The following is a 17,739-nucleotide window of genomic DNA, read 5'->3' on the forward strand; positions in this document are numbered from 1 at the left end:
CAGCCCTTTTAAATTACCACCATTTAACATATATGATAAAATCAGTTAATACGACTGGTAAAGGAGAGGACTGATTATGTTTGCATTCTTTAATAAGTGTGCATTTTGCAAAAAGAAAGAACGAGATTTGCGAAAATACCGAGATGATAAAGGCAAAAAAATTCATATATGTATAGCCTGTACTATTTACGCTGAAAGAAGAGCGTTTCGCAAGTTATCTTGATTTTTTCATTTACAATTTTTTACGGAATGAGTAACACCATTTATCATAATCTAACTTTTCTTCATAAAATCGATGAGCATCCGTCCGCTTAACAGCAGATTCCAACGCAACATATTGTGCGCCGTTTTGCTTTGCCCATTCATGAATAAACACTAGCAGCTTTTCTCCATAACCCATCGAACGTTTATTTTCAGTCGTTACCAAATCATGAACGATTATGTGACGTTTATTATAGAAGTTTACACGAGAGCTAACTCCGATTACAGCTACTATTTCTTCACCTGAAAACATCGCAAAAAGTCTGTATCCTTCTTTTCGCATTTGATCCATTAACTCTAAATACGTATGCTTATCCAAATCAGTACGTAATTGTTTCATAATGGAATAGGCATCATCCCACTGGTCCACCGTAATCAATTCCATAATATTTTCTGTGATTATCGTCATGTTTATCCTCCTGAGGTTATGAAAGAAACCCATCATAACCATTAAAAATTTTTAGAAGTCAGCTCCGCTTCCATTATACACCAATCATTCTATTTCGCTATATTTTTTACGACATTTTTACCGATTTCCTTATGGTTAATTAGTTCTTGTTTGCGTTTTTAAAAATAGGTCAAAATCACGATAACCTATGTCGGTTACTCTTCATTAACAATTTTAAAATAAGCAATACAAACAATCCAACAAGTATATACTAGTTTAACTTTTGAGATATACCAGAATCATTTGTTAATACATATCCCCCTAAAAAATACCCATATATCAGTTTGTTTGCCTGATATATGGGTGACCGATACAACAACACTCTTCTACCATCCACGGGTTAGATAGTTAACGGTATATTAAATTATTGCCTTAGAGCGATGACCTCTTCGATAGCAAATGCAACACCATGCTCGAGATTCGTTTTCGTATGATAGTGACAAAGTGCCTTTACCTCATTTGATGCATTGCCCATAGCTACTCCACGACCCGCCATCTGCAGCATGGATAAATCATTTAAGTGATCACCAAGTGCCATTACATCCTTCATCTCTACACTGAATTGATCAGCCATCTTTTTTAGTGACTTTCCTTTCTGCGCATCAGGATGATTAAATTCTATATTTCCGTGTTCAGATGAGGTGATGGTAAATTCTGATTGGCTACCTAATTGGCTTTCTATTCGTGTCAACTTATCTATATCTGCTGATAATACTAAAATTTTATAGATAATTAATTGTTCATCCAGATATACTTCTTCAAAATCATCTACAAAATGGCAGTGTTCGAATTTAAATCGTTCCTCTGCTCTTTTCCGAACATCCTCCAACATAAGAGCCTTATCTACATTCGGGAATCGTTCCATCTTTAATTGCATTCTAATATCAATATAGTGTTCCATGCTTTTTGAAAATACACCGATATTCGTAAAGAACTCAATATATACATTTTCCTTTTCCAATACTTTTTGAATAGAACGACACCATTCTTTTTGTAGCGGAAGTTTATTTAGAATCCTTCCCTGCTCGTCTCTTATTTCAGCTCCATTAAGCGCAATAATAGGACAGCATAATCCGGCTTCTTCTAACGGCATTAAAGCATAACTATACGGTCTGCCTGTAACGACAACTACCTGAATCCCATCTGCTTGCGCCTCTTTAATAGCATTTTTGTTTTCCATACTGATTCGGCCTTTTTCATTCAATAAAGTACCGTCCATATCTGTAGCAATCAGTTTCAATATCTATCATTCCTTTTACGATAACTTATATCATTTCTGCATATACTAGTATACTATCAAATCTATTGATTTAGATAGGTGATATATGATTTAAAAATATAGAAAAAGTAATTAAGTTTCTTATAAATATTTTATAAACCTTGAAATTATCATCGATTAGCGCTCTGGTTCAATTTAATTCCTTATTAGCGGGATAAAATGCTGCTAGGCTCGAAAAAATTAATCCATAGTTATCTATACTTGGTGATAATGACGTAAATATCATTTCATGTACGAAGGATTTTCTTATATTTATAAAATCTATATTCTATCTTGTTTACTGATTGTGAAGTCTCTGCACAGCGGATCTATCATCCTAAATATACCGTGATACAAAAAACAAAGTAACCTTTTGATATGTAGTTTTAAATACTATATATCAAAAGGTTAACAACGCAACACAGAGCTATTGTATTTACAACTTGATAATAGTACAGTACAATAAAGTTAATGATTCATATTGTACTAGATAAAATGGGGTTTTAGAAAGAAGGAGAAATAATGAAAGACCATGTTCATGTTTATAGTAAAGGTGAAGAAATCGCAAACGCAATAACTCATGGTTTAGGCGTTTTATTAAGTATAGCTGCCCTGGTTCTGCTAATTGTCTACTCTTCTGCATATGGTACGGAGTGGCACATCATTAGTTTTACTATTTTTGGTGTAACCATGCTTCTTATGTATCTCTGTTCTACACTTTTACACAGCTTACCTCAGGGCAAAGCTAAAGATTTATTTGAAATATTCGATCATTCAGCAATCTATTTTTTCATAGCAGGTACATATACACCATTTTGTTTTATTGTATTAGACGGTTCGATGCGCTGGGCTCTATTCGGTATTGTCTGGGGTCTGGCAATCGGAGGGACGGTCTTCAAATCTTTCTTTGTCAAAAAATACATGCTTGTATCCACCCTTCTTTATATTGTAATGGGATGGATGATTGTATTCGCTTGGAATCCCCTAAAGAACTTTTTGGAACCGAATGGAATGATCCTTCTTGTTGTTGGAGGTGTTCTATATACGATCGGATCTATTTTTTATGTTTGGAGAGGATTTAAATTTCACCATGCGATATGGCATCTGTTCGTTATGGCCGGAAGCATTATGCTCTTCTTTTGTATCCTTTTCTACTTATTACCACAGGGATGAGCAAGGATATATTTCAATTAAAGGTTTTATACGCATTAGAATGATGGATATAAATTGAGGCTTGCAAACATAAAAAACCCTACATACTCCAGAGTAATCTAAGCTATAAGCCATCCAAGACACTTCCATATATGGAGCTGTCTTTTTTTGTACATTTTTCTCACTTATTATAAATCCAAATATGGAAAGAAGGCACACATTCCCTGCCACTCACTAGCACTTCCATTACCCCAATTTTCCTCGAAGCCTCCTTAGGAACCTGATTGCTTTTTGATTCCTTTTACTAACCCTCGATTCTTGATTGCCTAAAATCGTGAACTTTGATTTTACTCCTGATTGTTGTGTTTCCTTCTTAGATGTCATTTCTTATACTCCCATCATGCAATTTGTTATAGGTTATGTTACAAACTGCAAAACCAATACAAAAAAAATAACAAAGTTCTATTGACTTTGTTATTTTACTGAATGGATATAAGCTAATGCTTTTTTATTCATTTCTTTTACTTTTTTAGTCTGCTTGCTGACTGATTTATCAGAGAGATGGGTGATTTTTGGACCTGTTTGAGAGCTTTTTGCCATTGTATCACAGGTTTCATCGGGATGAATTCTGTTTCTCCTTCGCCATATAGCCATCTTAATCCCCTCTTTCTTATTCTTTATATCCTTATTATACCAAACATTCACATAAACGAATCATAAATATGAACTAAATTGGCAATATGAACCCCATCCACTTCTATCGGAATGCCTTTGTCTTTCTTGACAACAATGATAAAGTTATACATTCGTAAATGGACAGGTATGAACAAAGCATCGTAATTTTCAAGTGTGATTACCTCTGAATTAAAAATGGATTCTGTAAACGCGAGTAAATTACTCTGATTAAAACCGAAATTATGTATATGATCAATTCTTATAAGCTTTTGTTTTATTGTTTCTTTTATGGATATCTCCAAATCACTTAAATCGTCTGCTTCGTATTCATTGATATCCACCGACAAACCAAATTCATCGGAATACAGAGCAAGATATATCTTTAATTCCCTCACATATTCCTCCCTGCTCTCAGGAACAGCCTTTTGTTCAAAATAATATATGGCATCCTGAACTAAGATGGACATATGCTCCACCTTCGTTACCATCGCTCTTTGAATTTTTTCATTTTCCTTGATGGTAGCTTCCAAAAATTCCGAGCCTGTCAAAAACTCTGCTTGCCATATTTTTAAAATGCTGGGTGTTAAAAGGATGGATATATCAATAAATACCACAATTGCGGTTAAACTCAATATATATGTCCAGTTTGATATATTTATACCGTCTGCAATAACCCCGATACCAAGAGCCATCACAAATAGCATGTAGAGACTTCGGCGGAAATTTTTTAAATGCAAATCAAAAATCGCTGGTTTGGCGATAGCCATGATACAAGAAAAAAGAGAAAAACAAACTAAAATGGCAATATAAATTTTTCCGAACATATCATCCTCCATCAATCTTACTGGCGTTTTAATCCATTATACCATTTAATCCCATATTTTATATTCCCGAATTAAAGCGACTGACGAATAATTGTTCAGTAAATTATTTCACCTTCAGTTTATATCGAAAAGCTACTTCTTTCCCCTGATAAAATAGAACCTTATGATTATGTGTATTTAGGGTAACCATCACATCATATATGCCTGGTTCCAGTGTACCCAAATCATGATAATGACCATAGATTCTGTTCTTTTTATCTCCATTTATATACAAATGAGCGTGCCCTTCATTGATTTGTTGTTCCTCTAAACCCAGCTTCTCCGGTTTGAAGGCGAAATTTTATGTTATAATCTTCAACATCCAACTCCCTGTTTGATCCTGTTTAATCCACCCATCAATCTCTGGAATTTTGGCATCTTTCATCTTACTAATTTCCAATCCCTCGTGATGCTCCATATGACCTGCTTGAGTTTTATTCTCAAAATGACTGTTTTGTTGATGAAAATAAAGCATGATGGATACAAAACTTGCGATGACAATAAAGCTAAGGATTCTATACATATACACTCTCTCCATCTGTATCTTTATCCGCTCTTTTTTTTAAATATAACCCAATCATAAATAATATAGCTCCCAGTACTAAAAAGGCGATATCATAAAATAAAGCATTGGGATCGCCTGGTTTTACCCGGTGAATCTGTAGGATATGGTGGTTAATAATTCCTTCCATTATGTTAAATAATCCAGCACCCATTAAGAACCAACCAATTACCTGTTTAATACCTTGTTTTTGATTTAATGGGTTACCAGCTAGCCATAAAATAAATCCCCCTGTCACCAGAGCAATGGTCACCGCAAAATGGAAGAGGCCATCACTTATAATTTGACCTGAGCGAGTAGTGTCCATCACGACACTATGCCATTGCAAAAGTTGATGAAAAATAATCCCATCCATTGAACCCATAAATCCAAATCCCAATAAGAAGCTCCCTGATATTAACAATTTCTTCTTGGTATAATCTCTCAATTAAACCCTCTCCTTTTATCCCATTTTTTTACTTAATATCCAATTGGTCTTTGCAATAAACAATAAGATTATCATGCTAGCCTGATTTTTTTAACAAAACATGGGTATCTATATACTATATTGGTAAAACGGAGGAGTTAAAATGAGTCAATTACCTAATCAATCGAGTTCTTATTGGACACAATTCAGAAAGAATCAAGATGCACTTAAATTTGATGAATTGCAAAATGATTTGAATACAGATGTTGTTATTGTTGGAGCCGGTATAGTCGGTATCTTAACAGCTTATGAATTGGTCAATAGAGGAGTTAAAGTTGCATTAGTAGAGGCAAGCGAAGTTATAAATGGGACAACTGGACATACAACAGCTAAAATAACCGCTCAACACGGACTTATCTACGACAAACTGATTAAAACGGTTGGAGAAGAAAAAGCAAAATTATATTATCAGGCAAATACAGAGGGGCTCGAATATATACAATCTCTGTATAAAGAAAAAGGAATTAATTGTGATTTTGAAGAGCAGGATGCCATTCTTTACGCCGAAACCGATGCATTTGAAAAGAAAATCATGTCCGAGTTTGAGGCTTATCAAAAACTTGGTATACCAGGCAAACTTGTTGCAGAACTTCCCTTGCCTTTCCCAATCAAAAAGGCAATTATCATGCCTAACCAAGCACAATTCCATCCAGTTAAATTTTTAGGCCATATTTTAAACCTGATTGTAAAAAAAGGCGGACAAGTATTTGAACAAACGCCAGTAGAAACTATTGAAGATAACGATAAAGGACCTGTTCAGGTTAAAGTGAAGAATGGACATACCATTTATTGCAATAAAGTTGTTATTGCTTCCCACTATCCATTCTATGATATGCAGGGGCTGTACTTCTCTCGCCTGAGCCCAAAACGTTCTTACATTGTTGCAGCTGAAATCAAGGAAGACTTACCCGATGGAATGTACATTAGCGCGGACCAGCCTACCCGTTCCATCCGCCATACAAAAGATGGGGATAAAACCCTCGTGTTATTTGGCGGTGAAAGCCATAAAACTGGCCAAAGCGAAAATCCACTCGACCATTATGAAGCATTAAAAGATTTTGCCGAACGATATTACACAGTTGATGATCTGCCTTATAGATGGTCGGCCCAGGATTTAGAAACATTGGATCATGTTCCTTATATAGGTCCTTATTCCTCGATGAAGAATCAAATCTATGTGGCAACCGGTTTTGCTAAATGGGGGATGTCAAATGGTGCAATCGCTGCTTTAATCTTAAGTGATTTAGTACGCGGTAAAGAAAATCCGTATTTCGATTTATTTACCCCTACTCGCTCAGAGACTCATATTCAAACAGCAGGTAAGTTCATTAAGGAAAATGTAAATGTTGCGAAAGAGTTAATTAAAGGAAAAATCACCGATACAGACATCAGTCTTGATGAACTTAAACCAGATGAAGGCAGTATGGTTACCTTTAACGGAAAACGAGCAGGTGCCTATCGAGATCCCAATGGGAATATTTGTGTAGTTGATACTACCTGTACTCATATGGGATGTGAAGTAAAATGGAATAATGGTGAACGCTCCTGGGATTGTCCATGTCACGGATCCCGCTTTGCAGCTGACGGAGAAGTCATAGAAGGCCCAGCCGTGAAACCTTTGGAACGATTGAACTAATAAGCTTTCATCAACCCATTAATTGGTCTGTACTCCCCTGGACCTGTTAAAATGAAATGACACTTTTTATGCCATGTAAGTTAATCTAAATGACATAAGGAGTGTCTTTTTTATATTTTGGTAAGTCCACACTTTCAGAGCAGACAGGAATTTAGAATGTTTGTTTATGAATGAACCCGGGATTTTATTTCAGACCTCTTTTCTTTATGAGAGACCATTTTCAGCTTTCAACCAATTCAGTAAATTTCTCTTGCAGCTTATGATTGAATAAGCATAACTTTTAAAAGAAGATTGAGGTATATTTATATATGAAACCATCGGGTACATATATAAGTTAAAGACATGAATAAGCGAGGATTAAGATGAGTATACTGTTAGCTTTATTTTCTGCCTTATTTGCGGCATTAACATCCATACTAGCGAAAATCGGTATTAATAATGTGAATTCCAATTTAGCCACTGCGGTGCGAACATTCGTTGTCCTTATTATGGCCTATGCCGTTGTCAGAATGACTGGTCAATGGGATGAATTATATATGATTCCAATAAAGGCATGGATTTTTATTGTTTTATCAGGACTAACAACTGGTCTATCCTGGCTATGCTTTTTTAAAGCAATCCAAATTGGGGATGTTTCCAAAGTAGTGCCTATTGATAAATCAAGCGTGGTGATTACAATTCTATTGTCATTTATCATTCTTCAGGAGCCGATGACTCCTTTAGTGATCACTGGCGGAACGATTATTACGATTGGTACCTTTATCCTTATAGGGAAAAGGGAGAAAAAGAGCCAAGAAAATTATTTTCAATCTTATATTTTTCTGGCTATCCTATCAGCCATTTTTGCAGCACTAACCAGTATCTTGGCCAAAATTGGGATTGAGGATGTTGATTCAAACGTCGTCACCTTCATTCGAACTGTAGTCATCTTAATTTTTGCCTGGAGTATCGTATTCTTCCAAAAGACACAAAAAGAACTTAAAACGATTACTAATAAGTCGTATCTCTTCTTAATCTTATCCGGTATTGCAACAGGTCTATCCTGGTTATGTTACTTTGCCGCCATTCAAATCGGACAGGTTTCCATCGTCGCTCCTATTGATAAATTCAGCGTAGTCATCACCATGATATTAAGCTTTATCATTTTAAAAGAAAGACCTGATAAAAATACAATTTTGGGTGGGATTGCGATTACGATTGGTACCATTCTGCTGATTTTATAAAAGGAGATAAAAACGTCGCTTGAGTTTAATGGATAAGTTCGATATATAGTCCGCCACTTTACTATTTATGTGAGTGTGCTAAGCAACTAGTAGTTACTAAATCCGAATAACCGTAAACATCCCATTCATTCACAAAGGTCTTATTCCATAGGATACAAAAAATCCTTAAAGAACCCTAGTCCTAAATGACGACCGCTTCATACCATTTTAGTTACAAATAATTTCACATAAATTCCTATATATACAAATAAAAAACTCCAAACCTTTTGGTATTGGAGTTTTTACTGTATTAGAAACGACTCGCAAGTTTCGCTGTTTCTTCAAGACCATTTGCAACAATTTCAATTGTACGGTCTGGGTATTGATTATGACCTTCAATAACCTCAACTTCTGGATTTGTAATTCCCCATAGGCTGATAGCCGCTTTAACTAAATTGACTGCCATTTCAGCGCCTGGAATAGCTGAGTAATCAGATCCTCTTGCAGAAAGAAGTGCCACTTTTTTGTCAGCTGCATATCCCACTGGACCTTCAGCTGTATATTTAAACATTTTTCCTGCTTGAGCCAAATACGAAATATACGTAATCAATGGTGCAGGCACAGTTGAATTCCAAAGAGGGAATGCAATTACGATTTTATCCATGGATAGGAATTGATCAATATATTGATTCGCTAAGTTAACATATTTAACTTCTTCCTCTGTTAATTCCATTCCTTGATTGTTTTTGTAGATGGCTGTAATGGCCGCATTTCCATAGTAAGGAAGTTCTGCTTGGAATAGATCCAATTCTGTAATTTCATCCGTAGGATTTGCTTCCTTATACGTATTTAAAAACGTATTATACATTTGTACTGAAACAGCTTGGTCAGCTGGACGGTCATTTACTTTAATAAATAAAATTCTAGACATATGTAAACCTCCCTGTTTGTATTATTGTCATCTTTATCTTAATATAGTTTGAATTCAAAGGAAAATAATATGCTTAATCACATTACAACTTTTCAATTAATAGAAGAAAAAATACTGGACATATTCGATTGCTCTCTGGCATACTAGAATAATTGAAAATAGTTACCTAAAGTAACTATTAGAGTTGGGAGGTCGCAATGGAAAGACATCAACAGCTATTTCACCAGTTGTCTATGTTACATAAGCCTTATATTGATCGGTTAAACGAGATACTTGGAAGATACAATCTGAACAGCCCTCAATGGACTATTTTATATATCCTTTTTAATTACGGGCCTCATACCCTTGTTGAGATTTCTAAATATCAAAGTATAGAAAAACCGTCCATTACTCGAACCGTCAGTAGTCTGGAGAAGCAGGGATATTTAATAGCTTTCCCAAGTTTGGATAAACGAAAGAAAAATATTCAACTGACTGATAAGGGTTCAAGTCTATACAAAGTAGTCCGTAAAGAAATAGACGATTTTCAGCTTGGAAAATTGACAGGTATAACGGCAGATGAACAAGAACAATGCTTAAACATCTTAGAAAGGATTAAACAAAATTTTCATGAGTAAGGAGTCTAGTATGCAAATAGAGCAAACAAAACTGTGGACAAAGAATTTTGTTATAGTATCCACAATAAATTTTTTATTAACGCTAGTTTTTTATTTATTAATGGTGAGCATTTCAGTATATGCCGTGGAACAATTCAATGCTTCGCCCAGTGAAGCAGGGCTGGTTACTGGAATATTTATTATTGGAGCATTAATTGGAAGGCTGCTTACAGGCAGAATTATCGATAAGTATGGTAGAAAGAAAATACTATTTATTGGTCTTATCTTATTTACGTTAACAACTATTTTATATTTCGAGATTAATAGTTTACCCTTTTTACTGGTTAACCGCTTATTACATGGGATTGGATTAGGGATTGCTAGTACGGCTACCGGTACCATTGTAGCGCAAATCATACCGCCTGAACGCCGTGGCGAGGGGGTTGGTTATTTCAGCTTAAGCGCTACATTGGCTACAGCAATTGGGCCTTTTTTCGGTATTTATTTGAAACAACATACATCCTTTGAAGTGATATTCAGTTTTTGTTTGGCACTTAGTTTCGTGAGCTTTTTAACTGCTTTTCTATTAAAAATACAATTAGACCAACAACCTGCAGCAGTCGAATCAGAAAGTAAAGGTTTTAAAATCTCTAGCTTCATTGAACCAAAAGCATTACCTATTGCCATTGTTACGATGCTAGCAGCATTATGCTACTCGAGCGTTTTATCTTTTATTACCTTCTATTCTGAAGAGATTCATTTAGTCGAAGCAGCAAGCTTCTTTTTTGTCGTTTACGCAGCAGCCATCTTAATCTCAAGACCTTTTACCGGCCGCTTGCTTGACTTAAAAGGTTCCAATATCATTATGTACCCTTGCTTACTTCTCTTTGCCCTTGGTATGCTTTTATTAAGCATTGCAGAGAATGGATTTACTTTACTTTTAGCTGGCGCTATTATCGGATTCGGTTTTGGAAATATCCAATCGACAACACAGGCCATTGCTGTAAAAGTGACTCCTCCCCACCGAATTGGTTTAGCTACGGCAACCTTTTTTATCTTTTTAGATGCAGGTTTTGGTATTGGACCTTATGTCCTCGGGATAATCATTCCATTAACAGGCTATCGATTCCTATACTTAATGATATCAATCCTGGTATTTGCATTAATCATTCTTTATTATTTTATGCACGGGAAGAATGAATCCTTAAGTAAAAAGCAAGGATTATTGAAGCTAAAAGAAACAAAATTAAATTAAAAATCATAAAAAGACAAAGTGGAATATCCAAAAGGACATTCCGCTTTGTCTTTTTATTCGATTTCTTATCCAGGATAATCATCTCCTTTAAATCTTTTTATCCTATATCAAGCCACAAAAAACAATATGATAATTGATCCCATTGCCATTAAATCAACAAGACATATACATCATTCAGTAAAATAAAAAAAGAGTGAGGCATGCAACTGTTCCCCCACTCTTTATTCTTCTGTATCTTCCTGTTTAATATGCTTGAACTTCAGCGAAAAGGTTGCTGATTGGTCTGTACTACTTACATCAATACTCATATCATAAATTTCAGCGACCCTTTTAACAATCCATAATCCAATACCTGAACCCGACGTGATCTGCTTCGCTTTGCTTAGACGCACATACTTATCAAAAATCTTATTAATATTAGAATAATGTATATTTGATCCGGTGTTGGTTACATCAATATTTAGGGTATTATCAAGCTTATTCTCTCTAATCCCCACAAAAATGGTTGAACCTTTTGTAGAATATTTAACTGCATTACTTAATAAATTCTGCATGACTAATTCAAATGAATACTCATCAATCCAGATTTTAGTGGTTTGGCTCACATTATCATTTAAGATAAATGTATAGGAGGGGTAGTTCCTCATATAGGCAGCCATTAATGGTTCAATGAAATCTTTTGGTTCTATCCAGCTATCAGGAGGATTTCCCCCCAAATAATAAAGTTCATGAGATAGTTTAATACCCTCTAATAAGGAATCTATATTACTGGATTCATTTTTAATATGAAATAATCCCTCTTTTATTTCCGGGTGAACATCCGTTTCAATCAGATCTTCCAAATATTCAATGGTATTCTTAATGTTATGCGCGGGATTACGAACTTCGTGGACAATTTCCTCCAGGAAAGCATGTGTTTCATTTGTTACCGCCAGCATTTTTTCTACACTTTTATTGGTAACATCGTTTAACTCTTCCATCTCTCTTAACATAAATTCATTTATAAGATGAGGTGTCATATTAAACTTATTTTTCAACTTATAATGATTGGTCATTCTCGATAAAGGTTTAAATATAAATTCATATAACACCACTTGAAATAGTAGAAAGAAGATGAACATAATTGCATATAAATAACTATTTTTTACAAGAATCTCTTTAAAATCTTCAATAAGTACTGCCGAGAGATTGATTTTTGAATATAAATGCCCATTGAATGCTTCCGTATGTATGGCATGGCCAAATTCAGCCATTACGCAACTATTATTCTGGTAAATATCTACTTTTATTTTATCATTACTCAATCCATCTTTTACAAAAATATCTTCACGATTTTGATTCAAAAACCAAGAAATAACCGGAATATAGTGTTTATCCTCTCCATCATAATGGATATTCTTAGTTGATTTGTTATAAGCAATATTTTGATAACTTGAGTCCTTATCCATGATAACTATATACTCATAAGGCTCAGGCAGCTTACCAAATTTATCGTTTAGAAATTCTTCTTGTATACCATTTTCAGCTAAATAAGTCTCTGTAAGATAGAAATCCGGCAATAATTCATTAATCCGCAGCCTTGCACTCTCCGTAACCCGATTAATATTTTGCAGTACTACGATGCTAGTAAATATTGAGAATAATAGAATATTTGATACTATGGTAAAACGTTTTATGGTCAGCCAATTATTAGTCATTGATTTCATATCCAACATTTTTAATCGTATTAATACTATTCTTACCTATCTTTCGTCTAATACGATTTATCGTCGTATTAATAATGTCGTCACTCATCTCGCCATGCTCAGTCCATATTTTTTCCCACAATTCCTGTTTGCTGACAACCTGATTTTTATGCTCCAGTAAATATGTATATACCTGCATGGGAATTTTCGACAATGTTTCTACACTTCCATCTTCCTTCGTAATGGTTCCGCGAAGTGGTTCGACTTTTAATCCCCTGTGGATATAGAACGAATTATTTTTTACAGCGGCATTTTCCATTATATTTTTAATGTTAAGCACTAGCTCTTTATAGCTAAAAGGCTTTGTAAAATACAATAGGGCCCCTTCCTGGAGCCCACGTAATCTTGCATCGGATGAATCTGCCCCGGTCACTAAAACAAACGGAATATTATGTTTTTTTCGTATAATGGAAGCAGCTTCTAATCCATCAATAATCGCTCCATGAATCGTTATATCAAATATTAATAAATCGTACTTCGTCTTGTTACAAGCCTGAATTGCCTCTTCAGGGTCATCAAAATCATCAACCATATATCCCTGTAATTCCAGTCTTTTCTTTAATACATTTCTTGCCACAGGCTCATCTTCTAAAATTAACATTCTAATAGGAATCACCCTCTAAAAAAACAATATATGAAATTATATCACCATTATAATTACAGGTAAATACCCTCTTGTTTCTTATGCATTTCTAAATCTATCCATACATAAAACAAAGAGTGATTTCAGTGTATATGAAATCACTCTTTCATTATTTCCATATAAAAGTATTTAACAAGAAACGGATTTTTTTACCACCCGCATTTGTTTTCTGCCACAGTTTATTCATCATCCGTTTTCTACTACTTTAATAAATGATAAGGAACAGTTGTAATCACTACATTTCGTTTATAAAGTAAAAAGGAACGGATCAATAAACTAGACTGGTTATGGAGGATATTATGCCATCCTTTTTTCGGTATAAATTGCGGAATCATCACAGTAACCTGATAATTTGATTCACTCGCTTTATGCTCTACGATATCCACAAATTTGGTAAGCGGCTGGATAAGGCTTCGATATTGTGAATGTAAACTAACCAATCGAATATCTGGCTGCCACTCTTTCCACTTTTGTACAAATTTCTTTTCTTCATCTCGATCAAATGATACATAGACAGCAATGACTTGTTGTGCTGATAGGGTTTTTGCATAATTAATTGTATTTTCAACTACTCTCGTAACTCCCGCTACGGGAACAATAATCACATTTCCTTCTATTGGAATACTCTTAACATCCGAAGTAATACGCAATTGCTCTCCTACGCCTTCATAATGTTTATGAATTTTATGAAATACGATAATAATGACAGGTAAAAATATTAATATGGACCATATTTGTGTAAATTTTGTGAAAAAGAATATCATGGTCACAGTGAAGCTTATGATAGCCCCACTAGCATTAATAGCAAGTTTTTGCATCCATCCTACCGGTCTTTCACGAAACCACTTAAGCGTCATTCCTGTTTGTGAGAGCGTAAACGGGATAAAGACACCTACTGCATACAAGGGGATGAGTTGCTCCGTTTGCCCTTTAAATACAAGAATCAATATAACTGATAATAATCCTAAAATCATAATGCCATTTGAATAACCCAAACGGTCCCCACGAACCGTAAACATTCTCGGAATATATTTATCTTTAGCCAGATTAACTGCCAGTAAAGGAAAAGCTGTATAGCCTGTATTAGCAGCCAAAACCAAAATAAGCGCCGTGGCTCCCTGTAAGAAATAATAGAAAATGTTCCTTCCAAACACAGCTTCGCCAATTTGAGAAACGACAGTCACTTCACTCATTGGTGATATTCCATAATAGAAGGCAAGGAATACAATGCCAGAAAATAATATACCCAGCAAGCAGCCCATTATAACCAATGTTTTTGAAGCATTCAGTGGTGCCGGTTCTTTAAAATTCGGAATAGCATTTGATATAGCTTCCACACCAGTCAGCGCCGAACTACCGGATGTGAATGCTTTTAATAATAGAAACAAACTTATCCCAGCAACTGGTGTCCCAATTGATGTATGTAAATCAGCAGGTACTTGTCCTGTCATGATTTTAAAGATTCCAGTTCCGATTAAAAGAAATAAGGCAAATACAAAAAAATAAACTGGATAAGCTAAGATACTGGCAGATTCAGTAATTCCCCTTAAATTTAAAATCGTTATTAATACAACAAATATCACGGCAATTTCAACTTTATAAGAATGTAAAACAGGTATAGCAGATGTAATCGCATCTGAACCAGCAGAGACACTTACTGCTACTGTTAAAATATAGTCCACAAGCAGGGACCCTCCGGCTACTAAACCAAAATTAATCCCTAGATTATTCTTAGAGACAAGATAAGCTCCTCCTCCATTGGGATAAGCAAAAATAATTTGCTTATAGGAAGAGATCAAGATGGTTAAAAGAATCAATACTCCAATTGCGATCGGTACAGAATACCAAAATGCTGCTGCTCCAACAGAAAGTAATACAATCAAGATTTGTTCTGGACCGTACGCTACTGAAGATAAAGCGTCCGATGACAAGATAGCCAATGCTTTTCTTTTAAGCAGTTTCTGCTCTCCAGCTTCTGTTGACTTTAATGGACGACCAATTAATAAACGTTTTAATGACGAAACCACTCTTGCTCACCTGCTCTGATAAGATTTGGATAGATTATTTATAGCTTAATAGTCTTAATCAACAAAAAAACGCCTGCATGTCGTCAGTAAATAGACCTGCAGACGTTATAGTAGTTTCGTCTCACAAGTTTCACCTTCCTTCTCAAATAAAACGCTGACGAGGTTAGCTGTCGGATTCGGGCCTTCTGAGTAGCCCTACCATAAATGGATTCACCCCATACGATGGGTCCCCCGCGCTTTGATAGCTTAAGCGATTTAGAAATATGAAACTGTGATAATCGTACTCCTGAAATCAGGAAAAGTAAATCTATTTATTTCCAATTCTAAAGATACTTCAAGTTTTGTTATCTTTCGATGAAGAATTGATTGTTCTCTTAAAGTCCGGATAGTTTTTTTATAAATCGATGCTCTATTGGACGAATGCTAAAAACTAATCCCCTTCATTTCCCCATCTATCCAAACAACTTCAATCTAATAATCCTCATATTATGGAGGTTAATGGCAAATAATTAATATAAATATTATTTTATGGTTGAAAAATACTCGGAAAACGAATATTATAATAAATGTTGTTAAAAACGTTCGTCTTTTTCAGACGAATAGATGGAGGTATTATTTTGTTAGACAAATTTTTTTCAATAAACCAAAGTGGCTCTACTGTTAAAACTGAAGTTTTAGCTGGTATAACTACTTTCTTTACGATGGTTTACATTGTAATTGTTAACCCGGCTATCCTTTCCGCTTCAGGAATCCCCTTTAATCAAGTATTTATTGCAACTATTATCTCGGCAGTCGTTGGTACGTTAATAATGGGTTTATATGCCAAATATCCAATCGCTGTCGCACCAGGCATGGGAATTAATGCTTATTTTACAACTGTTGTCACTACACAGGGGCTTAGCTATCAAGTAGTACTAGGCGCAGTTTTTGTCGCTGGACTCTTATTCATGTTATTAAGTTTTAGTAATTTACGGGAAAAGATTATTAACTCAATCCCTCTTTCTATTAAGTATGGAATTACTTCAGGTATTGGTCTATTCATTGCTTTTCTTGGATTTAAGCAAGCACAAATCTTTGTAGCTAACGAAAGCAATCTAGTTGGTTTGGGAGATTTAACAGCCCCTATTCCACTATTAACTATTGCAGGACTGTTCATCACTCTTATTCTTATGGTTAGAAAAGTTCCAGGTGCTTTATTTATTGGAATGATTATTACAGCGATTATTGGCTATTTTACCGGTATGCTGGACCTTACAGCCAAGCAATTACTCCCTTCACTTCCAGAGGGAATAGCATTTTTTGATTTAGATCTCAGTGGTGTATTCACTAATGGATTATACGCCGTTGTATTTTCTTTCCTACTTGTAACTATTTTTGATACAACAGGTACTATGGTGGCTGTATCAGAACAGGCCGGATTATTAAAAGACGGTAAGTTCCCTAGAGCAAAGCAAGCTTTTCTTGGTGATTCCATCGCCACTACTGTTGGTGCTGCTTTTGGTACAAGTCCTTCAACTGCTTATGTAGAATCAAGCACAGGTGTTGCCGCTGGTGGCCGTACAGGTTTAACAGCAGTTGTTGTCGCAATATTGTTCAGTTTAGCGTTGTTCTTCTCACCGTTTATTGCAGCTATCTCAAACTTAGCTTCTATTACAGCCCCGGTTTTAATCATTGTTGGGTGCTTTATGATGGAAGGTATATCAAAGATTAGATGGGCTGAATTTGATGAAGCATTTACTGCATTTGCTATTATTCTTGCGATGCCTTTAACTTCAAGTATCTCTACTGGAATTGCATTTGGATTTATTATCTATCCAATCTTGAAATTAGTTGGTGGCAAAGCGAAAGAAGTTCCACCACTCGTTTACATCTTTGGAATACTATTCCTTATTCAATTAGTCTTCCTGGGAGGACATTAATGTAGAGAACATATAGAGCTGGATTGCTTGTAAATCCAGCTCTATATTTATACCCTTTTTAATATTTAGTATTTTCTGATATTCACATGATATACTTTTA

At 35.1% G+C, this 17,739-nt stretch carries 17 protein-coding genes and 1 riboswitch; of the genes, 6 read left to right on the forward strand and 11 right to left on the reverse strand.

What is annotated here, in order from left to right:
* Positions 1-232 precede the first annotated feature (232 nt).
* On the reverse strand, positions 233-670 hold the full coding sequence (locus AC4G3K_RS06275; RefSeq protein ID WP_491077030.1) for a GNAT family N-acetyltransferase: 438 nt from the start codon (positions 668-670) through the stop codon (positions 233-235).
* 403 nt (positions 671-1,073) lie between these two features.
* Positions 1,074-1,949, reverse strand: coding sequence for a Cof-type HAD-IIB family hydrolase (locus tag AC4G3K_RS06280; protein ID WP_491132831.1), 876 nt, complete (start codon positions 1,947-1,949; stop codon positions 1,074-1,076).
* A gap of 540 nt (positions 1,950-2,489) precedes the next feature.
* Here AC4G3K_RS06280 and trhA point away from each other — a divergent pair.
* Positions 2,490-3,140, forward strand: a complete 651-nt coding sequence (trhA, locus tag AC4G3K_RS06285; protein ID WP_491077028.1) for a PAQR family membrane homeostasis protein TrhA — start codon at positions 2,490-2,492, stop codon at positions 3,138-3,140.
* 453 nt (positions 3,141-3,593) lie between these two features.
* Here trhA and AC4G3K_RS06290 read toward each other — a convergent pair whose 3' ends face one another.
* From AC4G3K_RS06290 to AC4G3K_RS06310, 5 genes are all read right to left on the reverse strand, one after another.
* Complete coding sequence (locus AC4G3K_RS06290; RefSeq protein WP_491077027.1) at positions 3,594-3,773, reverse strand: hypothetical protein; 180 nt, start codon at positions 3,771-3,773, stop codon at positions 3,594-3,596.
* 47 nt (positions 3,774-3,820) lie between these two features.
* Complete coding sequence (locus AC4G3K_RS06295) at positions 3,821-4,618, reverse strand: type II toxin-antitoxin system SpoIISA family toxin (protein ID WP_491132832.1); 798 nt, start codon at positions 4,616-4,618, stop codon at positions 3,821-3,823.
* 103 nt (positions 4,619-4,721) lie between these two features.
* Positions 4,722-4,892, reverse strand: coding sequence for a hypothetical protein (locus tag AC4G3K_RS06300; protein WP_491132833.1), 171 nt, complete (start codon positions 4,890-4,892; stop codon positions 4,722-4,724).
* Between the two features lie 66 nt (positions 4,893-4,958).
* Entirely contained in the window at positions 4,959-5,180 is a 222-nt protein-coding gene (locus tag AC4G3K_RS06305; protein WP_491132834.1) for a hypothetical protein, read from the reverse strand.
* Positions 5,173-5,646: a DUF2243 domain-containing protein gene (locus AC4G3K_RS06310; protein WP_491132835.1), complete on the reverse strand. Its 474-nt coding sequence runs from the start codon at positions 5,644-5,646 to the stop codon at positions 5,173-5,175. The genes AC4G3K_RS06305 and AC4G3K_RS06310 overlap by 8 nt, the downstream gene beginning before the upstream one ends.
* 142 nt (positions 5,647-5,788) lie before the next feature.
* Here AC4G3K_RS06310 and AC4G3K_RS06315 point away from each other — a divergent pair, with 142 nt between their 5' ends.
* Together AC4G3K_RS06315 and AC4G3K_RS06320 are read left to right on the forward strand one after the other, a co-directional pair.
* On the forward strand, positions 5,789-7,321 hold the full coding sequence (locus tag AC4G3K_RS06315) for an FAD-dependent oxidoreductase (RefSeq protein ID WP_491132836.1): 1,533 nt from the start codon (positions 5,789-5,791) through the stop codon (positions 7,319-7,321).
* A 362-nt stretch (positions 7,322-7,683) separates the two neighbouring features.
* Positions 7,684-8,544: an EamA family transporter gene (locus AC4G3K_RS06320; RefSeq protein ID WP_491132837.1), complete on the forward strand. Its 861-nt coding sequence runs from the start codon at positions 7,684-7,686 to the stop codon at positions 8,542-8,544.
* Positions 8,545-8,833: 289 nt separating this feature from the next.
* Here AC4G3K_RS06320 and AC4G3K_RS06325 read toward each other — a convergent pair whose 3' ends face one another.
* Positions 8,834-9,454: an FMN-dependent NADH-azoreductase gene (locus AC4G3K_RS06325; protein WP_491077021.1), complete on the reverse strand. Its 621-nt coding sequence runs from the start codon at positions 9,452-9,454 to the stop codon at positions 8,834-8,836.
* Positions 9,455-9,651: 197 nt separating this feature from the next.
* Here AC4G3K_RS06325 and AC4G3K_RS06330 point away from each other — a divergent pair, with 197 nt between their 5' ends.
* Positions 9,652-10,071: a MarR family winged helix-turn-helix transcriptional regulator gene (locus AC4G3K_RS06330; protein ID WP_491132838.1), complete on the forward strand. Its 420-nt coding sequence runs from the start codon at positions 9,652-9,654 to the stop codon at positions 10,069-10,071.
* A 10-nt stretch (positions 10,072-10,081) separates the two neighbouring features.
* On the forward strand, positions 10,082-11,305 hold the full coding sequence (locus AC4G3K_RS06335; protein ID WP_491132839.1) for an MFS transporter: 1,224 nt from the start codon (positions 10,082-10,084) through the stop codon (positions 11,303-11,305).
* A gap of 221 nt (positions 11,306-11,526) precedes the next feature.
* Here the strand turns inward: AC4G3K_RS06335 and AC4G3K_RS06340 are convergent, their stop codons facing one another.
* From AC4G3K_RS06340 to AC4G3K_RS06350, 3 genes are all read right to left on the reverse strand, one after another.
* Entirely contained in the window at positions 11,527-13,002 is a 1,476-nt protein-coding gene (locus AC4G3K_RS06340) for a sensor histidine kinase (protein WP_491077018.1), read from the reverse strand.
* A complete protein-coding gene (locus AC4G3K_RS06345) occupies positions 12,995-13,651 on the reverse strand; it encodes a response regulator transcription factor (RefSeq protein WP_491077017.1) in 657 nt (218 codons plus the stop codon). The genes AC4G3K_RS06340 and AC4G3K_RS06345 overlap by 8 nt, the downstream gene beginning before the upstream one ends.
* A gap of 242 nt (positions 13,652-13,893) precedes the next feature.
* Positions 13,894-15,720, reverse strand: coding sequence for an APC family permease (locus AC4G3K_RS06350; RefSeq protein WP_491077016.1), 1,827 nt, complete (start codon positions 15,718-15,720; stop codon positions 13,894-13,896).
* Positions 15,721-15,856: 136 nt separating this feature from the next.
* Positions 15,857-15,983, reverse strand: a riboswitch (cyclic di-AMP (ydaO/yuaA leader).
* 354 nt (positions 15,984-16,337) lie between these two features.
* On the opposite strand from AC4G3K_RS06350, the gene AC4G3K_RS06355 reads away from it, so the two are divergent.
* A complete protein-coding gene (locus AC4G3K_RS06355) occupies positions 16,338-17,639 on the forward strand; it encodes an NCS2 family permease (RefSeq protein WP_491077015.1) in 1,302 nt (433 codons plus the stop codon).
* Positions 17,640-17,739: the final 100 nt, after the last annotated feature.

It is taken from the genome of Bacillus sp. z26, from assembly GCF_058313635.1.